Source organism: Marinococcus luteus (assembly GCF_034497705.1).
Taxonomy (GTDB): Bacteria; Bacillota; Bacilli; order Bacillales; family Marinococcaceae; genus Marinococcus; species Marinococcus luteus_A.
Genome location: NZ_JAXRUV010000006.1, coordinates 32,881 through 45,773, shown reverse-complemented (window position 1 = coordinate 45,773; position 12,893 = coordinate 32,881). Strand labels below are relative to the sequence as shown.

12 protein-coding genes are annotated in these 12,893 nt (G+C 48.5%); 8 read left to right on the top strand and 4 right to left on the bottom strand.

Annotation, left to right across the window (positions count from 1 at the left end):
• Nucleotides 1–10: 10 nt before the first annotated feature.
• The gene (locus tag Q9M42_RS10530; protein ID WP_322526438.1) at nt 11–313 is read right to left on the bottom strand and encodes an AzlD domain-containing protein; all 303 of its coding nucleotides are present in this window, start codon (nt 311–313) and stop codon (nt 11–13) included.
• Entirely contained in the window at nt 310–1,020 is a 711-nt protein-coding gene (locus Q9M42_RS10525) for an AzlC family ABC transporter permease (RefSeq protein WP_322526437.1), read from the bottom strand. The genes Q9M42_RS10530 and Q9M42_RS10525 overlap by 4 nt, the downstream gene beginning before the upstream one ends.
• Before the next feature lie 67 nt (nt 1,021–1,087).
• Between Q9M42_RS10525 and Q9M42_RS10520 the strand changes: the two genes are divergently transcribed.
• Nucleotides 1,088–1,654 carry a helix-turn-helix domain-containing protein gene (locus Q9M42_RS10520; RefSeq protein ID WP_322526436.1) on the top strand — a complete coding sequence of 189 codons (567 nt, stop codon included), beginning with the start codon at nt 1,088–1,090 and terminating at the stop codon, nt 1,652–1,654.
• Nucleotides 1,655–1,686: 32 nt separating this feature from the next.
• Here the strand turns inward: Q9M42_RS10520 and Q9M42_RS10515 are convergent, their stop codons facing one another.
• Both Q9M42_RS10515 and Q9M42_RS10510 read right to left on the bottom strand, forming a co-directional pair.
• Entirely contained in the window at nt 1,687–2,139 is a 453-nt protein-coding gene (locus Q9M42_RS10515) for a GNAT family N-acetyltransferase (RefSeq protein ID WP_022793227.1), read from the bottom strand.
• Nucleotides 2,140–2,172: 33 nt separating this feature from the next.
• Complete coding sequence (locus Q9M42_RS10510; RefSeq protein WP_322526435.1) at nt 2,173–3,009, bottom strand: Cof-type HAD-IIB family hydrolase; 837 nt, start codon at nt 3,007–3,009, stop codon at nt 2,173–2,175.
• Nucleotides 3,010–3,372: 363 nt separating this feature from the next.
• Between Q9M42_RS10510 and argC the strand changes: the two genes are divergently transcribed.
• From argC to argF, 7 genes are read left to right on the top strand one after another with little or no spacing between them, the layout of a single operon-like run.
• Nucleotides 3,373–4,404: an N-acetyl-gamma-glutamyl-phosphate reductase gene (gene argC, locus Q9M42_RS10505; protein ID WP_322526434.1), complete on the top strand. Its 1,032-nt coding sequence runs from the start codon at nt 3,373–3,375 to the stop codon at nt 4,402–4,404.
• Between the two features lie 16 nt (nt 4,405–4,420).
• Nucleotides 4,421–5,653, top strand: a complete 1,233-nt coding sequence (gene argJ / locus Q9M42_RS10500) for a bifunctional glutamate N-acetyltransferase/amino-acid acetyltransferase ArgJ (protein WP_322526433.1) — start codon at nt 4,421–4,423, stop codon at nt 5,651–5,653.
• Nucleotides 5,654–5,674: 21 nt separating this feature from the next.
• Nucleotides 5,675–6,463, top strand: a complete 789-nt coding sequence (gene argB / locus Q9M42_RS10495; RefSeq protein ID WP_322526432.1) for an acetylglutamate kinase — start codon at nt 5,675–5,677, stop codon at nt 6,461–6,463.
• Between the two features lie 13 nt (nt 6,464–6,476).
• Nucleotides 6,477–7,634, top strand: coding sequence for an acetylornithine transaminase (locus Q9M42_RS10490; protein ID WP_322526431.1), 1,158 nt, complete (start codon nt 6,477–6,479; stop codon nt 7,632–7,634).
• A gap of 23 nt (nt 7,635–7,657) precedes the next feature.
• Entirely contained in the window at nt 7,658–8,737 is a 1,080-nt protein-coding gene (locus Q9M42_RS10485; protein ID WP_322526430.1) for a carbamoyl phosphate synthase small subunit, read from the top strand.
• On the top strand, nt 8,730–11,894 hold the full coding sequence (locus Q9M42_RS10480; protein ID WP_322526429.1) for a carbamoyl phosphate synthase large subunit: 3,165 nt from the start codon (nt 8,730–8,732) through the stop codon (nt 11,892–11,894). The genes Q9M42_RS10485 and Q9M42_RS10480 overlap by 8 nt, the downstream gene beginning before the upstream one ends.
• 3 nt (nt 11,895–11,897) lie before the next feature.
• Nucleotides 11,898–12,848, top strand: a complete 951-nt coding sequence (gene argF / locus Q9M42_RS10475) for an ornithine carbamoyltransferase (protein WP_322526428.1) — start codon at nt 11,898–11,900, stop codon at nt 12,846–12,848.
• Nucleotides 12,849–12,893: the final 45 nt, after the last annotated feature.

Below are 12,893 nucleotides of genomic sequence, written 5' to 3'. Positions count from 1 at the left end.
CTTTTTAGTATCAATAAATAAAAAAAGCAGCAAGGGAAAGCAGACCAATAGTACCGCAAATGATAGCAGTGAACCTGCCGCCTGTAAAAGCGATCAAAAAGGCAATGCAGAGACCGAGCATGCCGAACCAGGCATCAGGAGGGGAACGCAGGGCTCCCGGAAGCAGAAGGGCTCCGAGCGCAGCATACGGAATGAGCTGAAGTGCCTGCTGCACGGAAACGGGCAGCCGGTTAATATTTAACGAAAAGAAAGGAACCACTCTCGTTACGTATGTAATAACGCCCATTCCAATGATTAAAAGAAGCATGTTCATGGCTGACCCCCCTTTTTCTGCTTAAAGGAACTGACATATACGATAATAATGACTGAGGCTGCCATTGCAGCTGGAATAGCCCATCCTGAAGAAAGCCAGATCCCAAGAAACGTGTTGATAGCTGCGCTTAAGCCAGCGGTGTAAAGAGCCATCCGGTATTTTAAAATTGCGGGGAACAACAGTGCTGCAAACAGGGCATATAAGGCAAAGTCCATGCTGATCTGCAGATAATCCGGAAAAAAGGCGCCAAAATAATATCCGGCACATGAAAAAGCGACCCAGCTGATATATGCTGCCAAAAAGACCCCAATACCGAAAAATACGGTCGTTTTATTCCTTCTAGAAGAAATCAGCGCAAAGACTTCGTCTGTTAGTCCAAATGCTAACACCGCCTGTTTCCATTTTGAATCTGAGAAAAGAGATTGTTTGGCAGAAGCGCTCATTAATAAATGCCGGATATTTATGAGAAACGTGGAAATCCAAATGCTGTATAAACCGGCCCCGGCAGTAATAAGCCCAATAGCCATATACTGGGCGGCGCCGGAAAAAATGATAATACTCATAAGTGCTGTTTCAAATATGGAGAGCCCGCTGTTAGCACCAAGCAGGCCAAATCCCAAAGCAGCAGGAACATATCCGGCGGCGATAGGAAGACCCTGAGTAAGACCGGTGGTCCAGGAGTGTTCTAATGCAGCTGTATTACTCATAAGAAACTCCTCTCTATTTAATTATATTGTACGTTTGTATGTTATATTATACAACAGAGGTGAAAAAATGAAAGAATCAATTGGAAAAGAAATCGGCAAAACATTACGTCAGCTTCGCCATGAACGTGGGTGGAGTCTGGATAGACTGTCTGAAGCAACAGGAGTAAGCAAGCCGATGCTTGGACAGATTGAGCGCGGGGCCTCGAACCCGACGATTACGACGATGTGGAAAATTGCAGAAGGGATGGGTGTAGGTTTTTCCGCATTTCTGCAGCAGCAGCGGCCGGACATTGAATTTGTTTCCGCTGATAAAGCTGCCTGGCTCGAAGGGGAGAACGGCTACGCAGTCCGGAATATTTTTTCCAAACACGAACAGGCTCCAATCGAATGGTATGAATTTGTACTGGCTCCTGGGGGAAACCATTATTCCTCTGCCCACCCATTTGGAGTAGAGGAATACATTTTTGTACACGAAGGGGCGATGGAAGTAAAGACGAAAGAGGAAAGTATACAATTAATGAAGCCTGGTGACGCGCTGCGTTTCCGGGCGGACCACTCCCATGCCTATATTAATACCGGCCCGGAAAAAGTCAAAGGTGTTCTTATGCTTTTTTATACGGCTTACCGGCAATAAAAAAAGCCTCCCCATTAAAGGGAAGACAGAACTTAAAAACGGAAGCCGTAACGCTTGGAAATAACGTCGTAAAAGCCGAGGGAATTATACAATGCTTTTGTGGCTGCGTTGTTCACTCCGGTTTCCAATTCAATGCCTTTGATGTCATTATGCTCTGCCCAGTAAATAATTTTTAACAGAAGTTTCTTGGCAATACCCCGGTTCCGGTACTGCTGATCCACGTAGAGATCATTCAGCCAGACATAATAGCCTCCCTTTTCAAGACTAATGCCAATATTTAAAAAAGCAGCTCCGACAATCTGTTCCTCCGTTTCGGCTACAAAAATATGAGCAGTGGAGTCGGAGTCAAGGGAAAGATCAATAGCCCGCTGCAGAAACCGGTAAGCATCCTTCATGCCAATGGAATCCATCTGTCCCATGAGCAGATCTGCTATTTGATTTCTCACATACTGTTCGGTATCTGTAGGTACTTTATACACCTGCATCGTTTGAACACATCCTTATTCAAAATCACGCGTTTAATTTTTAAAAAGCACCGTGTCGTCCGAGGAAAGCTTTAATCTCTCTTCTAAATAATGGGCGATGCCGTCTTCTTCATTTGTACCAATGACTTCATTGGCCACTGATTTTGTGTCTGTACTCGCATTTCCCATGGCAAGTCCGGTGCCGGCGGCTTCAAGCATTTCCAGATCATTATCCTCATCCCCGAAAGCAATCACATCCTCCATCGAGAGCCCCGCATAAGCAGCGACCTTTTCGAGACCGTTTGCTTTGTGATTTCCCTTTTTTATAATTTCAATCATATGGTGAGGCTCTCCCCACGAGCGCTGGTGCATGCCCTTGGCTTCACTGGACGAGAGTAGGTCCTGTAGGCGTTCAGCTGTTCCTTCCTGTGGATACACGAGCAGAGAAGTAGGAGAGTTTGAAAGCACTCTTTCAAGTCTCCCGGCCCCGGTTACCGGTCCCTGGAAAGCCAGAAGATCGATAAAGGATTCATCATGCTCATCCATATACACGTCATCGAGAACTTCAGCAAGCATGTTTTGAACGTTTAGCTTGCGGCAGGTCTCAATCACTGTCCTGGCAAGATCCAGGTCAAGCGGTTCATGGAAGGAGCGGAAAGAGCGATCGGCCGGATGATGAACATAGGCTCCGTTGAAGTTAACGATAGGCGTAGAAAGGCCGAGCTGCTGGTAGTACATTTTACTGGCGCGGTATGGTCTGCCGGTAGCTATAGCTATTGTATGCCCGGCTTGTTTAGCCTGCTGTATTACTTTCCAGGTCTTTGTGGAAATTGTTTTATCATCTTTTAAAAGCGTCCCGTCTAGATCAAGAGCTATCAAATGTTTTTTCATAAAAACCTCTTCTTTCCTGGTGGAAATATAAATGCGTCTGTACGACTGTATAGAAACAGTGTTTTTCACGATCCGCTCTTTATTTTACTGGAACAAAAGCAAAAAGAAAAGAAAAGGAATACCTGCCACGTGATAAAAAGGATAAAAGCATTCTACTCATTTATACATCAATTGTACATTTTCATACATAAACTATATTCCCCGGAAAAAGGCTTAACAATTAGAAAAAGCTTAATAAACTCAGCTTCTGCCGGAAGTGAAAAAATATGAAGAAAAAATAAAAATACAGTTGCATTAATATATATTCAGACTTATAATAATCACCAGAACATATTGTATAAAGATAAATAGAGGTGCAACTTTATGAATACAGCTATTATTGGAGCAACTGGCTACGGAGGAGTGGAATTACTACGCATGCTGGCCCAGCACCGCGGCGTTGAACAAATAGATGTTTACTCCTCCTCGAAGCAAAACACGAAGCTTTCTGATATGTATCCGCATATGAAAGATTTATATAATGAAATTCTGCGGCCGCTTGAAACGGCTGACTGGTCCGCATATGATGTTGTATTTCTTTCCACGCCGCCCGGCATATCAGCGGAATGGAGCGAAACTATTGCAGCACACACGAAAGTCATTGATTTGTCCGGGGATCTCCGGCTGAAGAACGCAGGAACCTACGAACAGTGGTACCAGCGTCAAAGCGCACCGGACTCCCTGCTTCAGGAAGCCGTCTACGGTTTGACGGAGTGGAATAGAGAGGATGTGGCAGGCGCTTCTTTGTTGTCAAATCCGGGGTGCTATCCGACAGCAGTGCTTCTTGGCCTTCTGCCGCTGGTGGGTAAGGATGTGATTGACCCTTCGAACATCATCATTGATGCTAAAACAGGCACTACAGGAGCGGGACGGACACCGTCAGCGGTCACTCACTTCAGTGAAATGGATGGAAATTTTAAAATTTATAAAGTGAATGAGCATAAGCACACACCGGAGATCGAACAGGCACTGGACATGCATACGGGTGGAAATCACCCCATCACGTTCAGCCCTCACCTCGTGCCGATGACGAGGGGCATTTTAGCTACTATGTATATGCCGCTTACCGACGGGACGAAAAGCGGTCATATTGAAGAGCTTCTTCATCAGGCATATGACAAAGAGTCTTTCGTCAGAATACGGGGAGAAAAAACATTTCCAGAAACAAAAGAAGTATATGGAAGTAACTTTTGCGATATCGGCTGGACAGTAGACAAGCGCACCGACCGGCTGACGGTCGTTTCAGTAATTGATAACTTAGTTAAAGGCGCCTCGGGGCAGGCGATACAAAATATGAATGTGATGCTGGGAGCAGATGAGACAGAAGGAATTTCTCAGCTTCCGGTTTATCCATAAGAAAGGAAGAAAAATCATGGTAGAGGCATCGACAGCAGAGCAGGTAATAGAAGTATCGGGAGGAAGCATTTTAAGTCCTGCCGGTTTCTCCGCAGCGGGAATTCATACAAAGGTCAAAAGAAAAAGAAAAGATCTCGGAGCTATTATTTGTGACGTGCCAGCGTCGAGTGCCGCTGTATATACGTTGAATAAAATCCAGGCAGCACCGCTGCAGGTGACGAAAGAAAGCATTGCCAAAGAGGGAAAGCTTCGGGCAATCGTCGTCAATAGCGGGAATGCCAATTCATGCACAGGAAGACAGGGACTCGAGGACGCCTATACCATGAGAAAAAATAGCGCCGAAAAATTCGGTCTGCCGGAGCATCAGGTAGCTGTAACTTCTACCGGTGTGATCGGCGAAGCGATGCCGATGGATAAAATAAATGAAGGCATTGCCCACCTCGAGCCGGAAACCGGATTTGAACGGGCTCAGGATTTTAATGAAGCAATCATGACCACAGATGTTGCTGGAAAGCACGCATGCTTTCAGACGTGGGTGGACAATAAAGCAGTGTTTATCGGAGGCGTAGCGAAAGGCTCCGGAATGATACATCCCAACATGGCCACAATGCTCGGATTTGTAACGACGGACGCTGCCATTGAACCCGCCCATCTGCAGACGGCGCTTTCAGAAATAACGAACAAAACGTTTAACCGGATTACGATTGACGGAGACACCTCAACGAATGACATGGTAGTCGTCATGGCGAGCGGCAAGGCGGAAAACAGCCCGCTGCATCCCGGTCACCCTGATTGGAACGCGTTCGTTACCGGATTGAAAGAGACATGTGAAGCCCTTTCGAAAAAGATTGCGAGAGACGGGGAAGGTGCCACCAAGCTGATTGAAGTGAAGGTCGAAGGTGCCGCTACAGATGAAGAAGCCGGCCAGGCAGCCAAGCAGATCGTCGGATCAGACCTGGTGAAAACCGCTGTATACGGCACAGACGCCAACTGGGGGCGGGTGATTGTCGCTCTCGGTTACAGCGAAGTAGAGCTTGATCCCGATACGGTGGATATATCCGTAGGACCGGTAGAAACCTTGAAAGCAAGCACCCCAGTGCATTTTTCCGAAGAGGATGCAAAAGCGTATCTGGAAAATGACACGGTGGAGATAACGGTGAACCTCCACGTGGGGAATGGGAGCGGCAAAGCATGGGGATGCGACCTGACGTATGATTATGTAAGAATTAACGCCGGATACCGGACGTAGGGAAAGAAGGAGGAGAAGAGCATGAACAGCATCACTGTAGTCAAATGCGGCGGTTCCACAGTAAATAAACTAACAGCTGAATTTTTCAAGAGTATAGCTGCGATGAAAGAAAAAGGCATGAATCCGGTGCTTGTGCACGGGGGAGGCCCTGAAATTAACCGTATGCTTGAACAGCTGCAGATTGAGTGCGAGTTTGTAAACGGGCTGCGAAAAACAACGCCCGAGGTGCTTGAAGTAGCAGAAATGATTCTCTCCGGAAAAGTGAATAAATGCCTCGTTTCCTCCCTGCAGTCCGCCGGCGCTCCGGCGTTTGGCATGTCCGGTATTGACGGAGGACTTCTGGAAGCAGAACAGGTGGCTGATCAAAATCTCGGGCTCGTCGGCAACGTCGTAAACGTTAATACCTCCTGCATACACTCTATGCTGGAAAGTGGATTTGTGCCGGTGATCGCTCCTATTGCAGCGAATAAAAACGGAAAAAAATTAAATGTGAATGCTGACGCGGCTGCCTCGGCCGTCGCACAGGCAGTAGGCGCAAAAGAGCTTCTGTTTATTACAGATGTTGAAGGTGTGCTTATTGACGGAAACAAAGCTGACTATATTCATGTAGAAAAGCTCGAGCAGCACATCTACGATGGAGAAATTTACGGCGGAATGATACCGAAAGTCCAGGCGGCAGCAGCAAGCCTGACCGGGGATTTGGAAAAGGTCGTTATTGCCGGTGCGGATGGACATACAGACGAAGCAGACGGAAAGCTGAAGGGAACGGCAATCATAAGAGAACAGGTCCAGGCTCCGTCCCTGACTTGAAAGGAGGAGAACCATGCAGCAGACAGAACAGAAATCACATCTATTCGAAACGTATAAAAGATGGGAGCTCACTTTTTCGCATGCGGAAGGCTGTACCGTAACGGATAAAGAGGGTAAAGAATACACGGACCTAATGGCTGGAATCAGCGTTGTCAATCTTGGCCACGGTGATCCCGATGTGATAAAGCATGTAGAGAAACAGCTGCACGCTGGATGGCACGGTTCCAATTTTTTTCAATATGAACAGCAGGAGCGTGCTGCAGAGCTTTTGACGAAGCTTACAGGCTTAGATCTAGTATTTTTTGCAAACAGCGGTACGGAGGCAAATGAAGCAGCTATAAAGTGCGCGAGAAAATATACCGGGCGCACGAAAATCCAAAGCTTTGTCCAGTCTTTTCACGGGCGGACATACGGAAGCATGGCAGCAACCGGCCAGGATGCCATTCATCAGGGCTTCGGCCGCATGCTCGAAGACTTTGAATATTTACCGTATAACGATGTGAATGCACTGGAGAAGGCTGTGGATGAAAACACTGCGGCAATTATGCTTGAGCCGGTGCAGGGAGAGGGCGGTGTCATTCCGGGAGATCCGGCATTTATTCAAAAAGCCGCGGAGCTTGCCAGGCAGCACGGAGCGCTTCTGATAGTAGATGAAGTACAGACTGGTCTGGGACGCACCGGTACGATGTTTGCCTATGAGCAGGCAGGTGTGGATCCTGATATCGTAACGACGGCAAAGGCTCTTGGTAACGGGTTTCCGGTAGGGGCGATGATCGGCAAAGGATATTTACAGGAAGCCTTCGGCCCCGGTGCACACGGCTCCACATTTGGCGGAAATCCGCTTGCTATGGCTGCTGTAGAAGGAACGCTCCAAAAGCTGTTGAGTATCAACGCTCCGAAGATGGCAGCAGAAAAGGGGCACTTTTTCACGAAGCTTCTTGAAGAAAAAATCTCCTCCCTGCCCGGGGTGAAAGAAATACGCGGCCCGGGACTTATGATCGGCATAGAGCTTACCGACAGCGCAGCACCTTACGTACTGGCCATGCAGAAAAAAGGATTTCTGTTGATTGCTGCAGGGCCTAACACGCTGAGACTTCTGCCGCCGCTGACAATTTCGTACAATGACTTGGAAAAAGCCGCAGCAGCACTGACAGAAGTGCTTGAACAATAAAAACGTACCAGGAGGGTTTGTAGATGAAAAGTTATATAAAATTGGAAACAGGCGAAATATTTGAAGGCAGCTGGCAGCAAGCCTTTCCGGATACGTATGGGGAAATTGTATTTTTTACAGGAATGACCGGCTACCAGGAAGTGATGACAGATCCTTCCTTTCACGGCCAGATAGTTGTTTTTACTTATCCGCTAATCGGAAATTACGGTGTAAATCCAACAGATAATGAAAGTACGCAGCCGCAGCCGGCAGGTATCATTGTCAGCGAAGCCTGCAGTACTTCGGGTCACTATGAAGGAGACCAGACGCTGGCAGAGGCAGCGCTTGCAGCCGGAATTCCCGTTATGGAAAACGTGGACACGCGCGCACTGGTCAAAAATATCCGGGAAAAAGGCGATATGGGAGCAGTAATGACCGGGGATCCAGAGTCTGTGAATGTCGGAGAATACGAGCTGCTTGGAGAGCGCGATGTGATTGATACAGTAACGGTGGATAAACAGATAACGATCGGCGGCGGTGACCGGCACGTAGTATTAATGGACTTTGGCTACAAACAGTCGATGGTGGATCAGCTGAACAAAAAAGGATGCAAGGTTACAATTGTGCCTTACGATACGCCGAAGGAAACCATTAAAGCTCTGGCGCCTGATGGCCTGCTGTTTTCCAACGGCCCCGGCAACCCGAAGCAGCTTGAACATTACTTGAGCACCTATAAGGAGCTTGCCGAAACCTACCCGACTTTGGGCATCTGCCTCGGGCACCAGCTCCTCGCGCTTGCGTTCGGCGGAAACACGGAAAAACTTCGTTTCGGTCACCGAGGTGCCAATCAGCCGGTACAGGACCTGGAAACGAACAAAGTATTTATGAGCTCTCAAAACCACAGCTATGTTGTCACAGATGCGTCTCTTCCAAAAGAGTCGTTCCGGATAAAATACAAAAACGTCAATGACGGTTCGGTAGAGGGCATGATGCATACGAAGTTTCCAATCATGACAGCCCAGTTTCACCCGGAAGCCCACCCGGGTCCTGCAGACAGCGAGGAAATTTTTGATGAATTTCTCGAAACGATAGAGAATAAAGGGAGAGAAGCCACCTATGCCTAGAGATAAAGAAATAAATAAAGTATTGGTGATCGGCTCTGGCCCGATCGTCATTGGGCAGGCTGCAGAATTTGATTATTCAGGTACCCAGGCATGCCTGGCGCTTAGGGAAGAAAATATTGAAGTGATCCTGTTGAATAACAACCCGGCAACTGTAATGACAGATAATACCTGTGCCGATAAAGTATATTTTGAGCCGCTTACCGTAGAAACAGTGGAGCGGATCATTGAACAGGAGCATCCGGACGGAGTGCTTGCCACCCTTGGCGGACAGACCGGGTTAAACCTCGCGCTTGCTTTTTCCGAACAGCAGACGCTCGAAAAGCATGGGGTGAAGCTTCTCGGTACGCCGATTGAATCCATCCGGCAGGGAGAAGACAGAGAAGCATTCCGTGCGCTCATGCACGAACTAAACGAACCGGTGCCTGAAAGCGAGGTAGTTGAAAAAAAAGAAGAAGCACTCGCGTTTGCGGAGAAAACCGGATATCCGATTATCGTGCGCCCGGCGTACACACTCGGTGGAGGCGGGGGCGGCATTGCCCAGAATGAAAAAGAGCTTCGTTATATCATCGAAGGCGGGCTGGAGGCAAGCCCGATTCATCAGTGCCTGGTGGAAAAGAGCATAGCCGGGTTTAAAGAAATTGAGTACGAAGTGATGCGGGATGCCAATGACACGTGCATCACTGTGTGCAACATGGAAAACATCGACCCGGTAGGCGTTCATACTGGAGACTCCATCGTGGTGGCCCCGTCCCAGACCCTGACGGACGTAGAGTACCAGATGCTTCGGAGCTCCTCGCTAAAGGTTATCCGGGCACTTGGGATTGTAGGCGGATGCAATATCCAGTTTGCACTCGACCCGGTCAGCAAGCAATACTATTTGATCGAAGTAAACCCGAGAGTGAGCCGTTCTTCTGCTCTTGCTTCTAAAGCAACCGGTTATCCAATTGCCCGTATGGCAGCCAAAATCAGCATCGGGTATCACCTTCATGAGCTGTTGAACCCGGTCACCGGTCATACGTATGCGAGCTTTGAACCGGCGCTCGACTATGTAGTAGTGAAGTTTCCGCGCTGGCCGTTTGACAAGTTTTCCTACGCAGACCGCACGCTCGGCACCCAGATGAAGGCGACGGGAGAAGTCATGGCTATTGAAAGAAATCTGGAGGCTGCGCTGCAGAAAGCGGTAAGATCGCTTGAAATCAAACTTGACGGGCTGGCTCTTCCGGAATGCAGGGAAACAGCTGATGAAAATATTTTGAACGAAATCCTGCAGCAGAACGATAAGCGGTTCTTTTACATTATGGAATGGCTTCGCCGCGGCGGAAATATGGAAACCATTCATGAAAAAACCGGCATTCAGTATTTTTTCCTGCGGACCTTTTCTGCCCTTATTCAAAAAGAAAAAGATATTGCAGAACTTTCCTGGGAAGAGTGGAGCGAAGAGCAGCTGCTGATATGGAAAAAGGCTGGTTTTACGGATGAACAGCTGCACGCCCTCTCCGGAGTGAAAATCGGAGAAATACTTCAGATGAGAAAAGAGCTCAACATGTTCCCTTCCTATCACATGGTGGACACGTGTGCAGCGGAATTCACTGCGGAGACTCCTTACTACTATTCCAGCTGGTACAAGGAAAGCGACCGCCAGGCCGAACCGATCGAAAATAAAGTGCTGGTCGTCGGTTCCGGCCCGATCCGCATCGGGCAGGGCATTGAATTTGATTACTGCTCGGTGCACGGGGCACGGGCATTGAAAGAAGCCGGCTACGAGGCAGTCATTGTAAACAACAACCCAGAAACGGTAAGCACCGACTTTGAAATGGCGGATCATTTGTACTTTGAGCCGCTCACGGCGGAAGACGTGCTTCACGTAGCCAGGGAAGAGCGCGTAACGAAAGTGATCGTTCAGCTTGGCGGGCAGACAGGAATCTCGCTTACTGAATCACTTGAACAAGCAGGAATGGAAGTGCTCGGCACGACGTCTGACATTATTGATCAGCTCGAGGACCGGGACCGGTTCTACCAGTTTATGAAGCAGGTGAATGTTCCGCATATTCCGGGAGTCTCCGGCCACAGCAGAGAGGAAACGCTGAAGCAGGCAGAAGAAATCGGCTATCCGGTGCTTCTAAGACCTTCCTACGTCATCGGCGGCCGCGGCATGGCGATTGCGACCAAAGAAGAAGAGCTGGTGGAATATATTGAAGACCCGGCCAACGATATTGAATATCCAATATTAATTGACTCCTACAAGCCGGGCACAGAGCTTGAGGTGGATGTGTTAACAGACGGCAAAGACATATGGATACCCGGTATATTTGAACACGTGGAGGAAGCAGGTGTTCATTCAGGCGATTCGATGGCAGTAACGCCTCCTTTCAGCATCAGCGAAGAGGTGAAACAGCTTCTGGTGGATTATACGCAGAAAATTGCGGAAGGCATGGATTTTCACGGTATCTTTAATATCCAGTTCGTCTACGATGGCGGTGAATTGTACGTGATTGAAATTAATCCAAGAGCATCGCGCACGGTGCCGGTCTTTGCCAAAATTACCGGCGAAAAAGTGATTGAAGGAGCGGTGCACCTGCTGCTCGGTCATTCACTTAAAACGTGGACAGATGAAAAAGGACTTCACGAAGAACCGGGCTATTACACAGTCAAAGCACCGGTCTTTTCCAACGATAAATTAAGCGGGCTTGACCCGGTGCTCGAAGCAGAAATGAAATCCACCGGGGAGCTGATCGGCATATCAAAAGATCTTTCCGGGGCCTTTCAGAAAGCATTTGCCTGGTCGGAAACGCAAATCCCTCTTCTATTCAAAAAGACCGGAAGCGTCTACTGCGAAATTGCGGACGGGGAATATGACAAAGCAAAACCATCTCTGGACAAGCTCGAAAGCCTGGGCTACACATTAGTGTTTTCGCAGCACACGCCTTTTGACGAATGGATTCACTCAGAGGATGCTTCAGCATTTATCAGTATTCCGGAGATCGGTCATAAAACAGGAAAAGAGCGCCGCCAGAAGGCGTTAATTGAACGTAAAACGATCGTAACAAATGCACGTACGCTGAGTGTGATGGTTCAGGCGATTCAGGGAGCGCCGGAGCTGCCTGCACCAATCGAATCGTGGCTGCAAAATTACGCTTTGTCCGAAAAAGGAGTGTAGCAAATGGCAACAAATCTGAATAATTCCGCCTCAACTCTGAATCAGCAGAGCGTTTTAACGCTGCTTGATTTTTCCGCGGAGGAAATCAAACAGCTGCTTGAACTGGCAGCAGACATGAAGAAAAATCCTGCTGCGTATTATACTCATCTGGCGCATCGCTCGCTTGGGATGATTTTTGAAAATGCGTCGACGAGAACCCGCGTGTCCTTCGAGGTAGCTATGACCCAGATGGGAGGCCATTCTTTGTTTCTGAGCCCCCGCGATATGCAGATCGGCCGAGGGGAGCCAATCAAAGACACAGCCAAAGTGCTTTCGAGGTACGTTGATGCGTTGATGATCCGCACAAACGATCACGGGAAAGTCGAAGCACTCGCAGAGCATGCAGATGTGCCGGTAATTAATGCTCTTACGGATCTGTACCATCCGTGTCAGGCACTTGCTGATTTGCTTACTGTGCAGGAGCGGAAAGGAAGCTTTGAGGGCCTGAAAAGTGTCTTTATCGGAGACGGCAACAATGTCGCCCATTCCTGGATCATAGCAAGCGTGAAAATGGGGATGGACGCGGTGCTCGCAGCGCCGGAAGGGTACGGTCCGGATCCTGGCGTTTGGAAGCAGATTGAGCAGGCGGCGGAGCAGTCAGGAGCATCTGTTACCCGCACGAAAGACCCCGAAGAAGCGGCAGAAGGGGCAGACGTTATTTATACGGATGTATGGACAAGCATGGGCTATGAAGAGGAGCAGGCGAAACGACTCGCGGCTTTTAAAGGCTTTATGATTTCTGAAGAGCTTACGGCAAAAGCTGCAGAGGACTACGTCTTTTTGCATTGCCTCCCGGCCCACCGGGAGGAAGAGGTGGCGGCTTCAGTCATTGATGGCCCTCATTCAGCTGTTTATGATGAAGCGGAAAACAGGCTGCACGTACAAAAGGCTATACTCGCTTCGGTCATTAGCTAGACTGTGAAACCGTTCCTAATATACAGGGACGGTTTCTTTTATGTG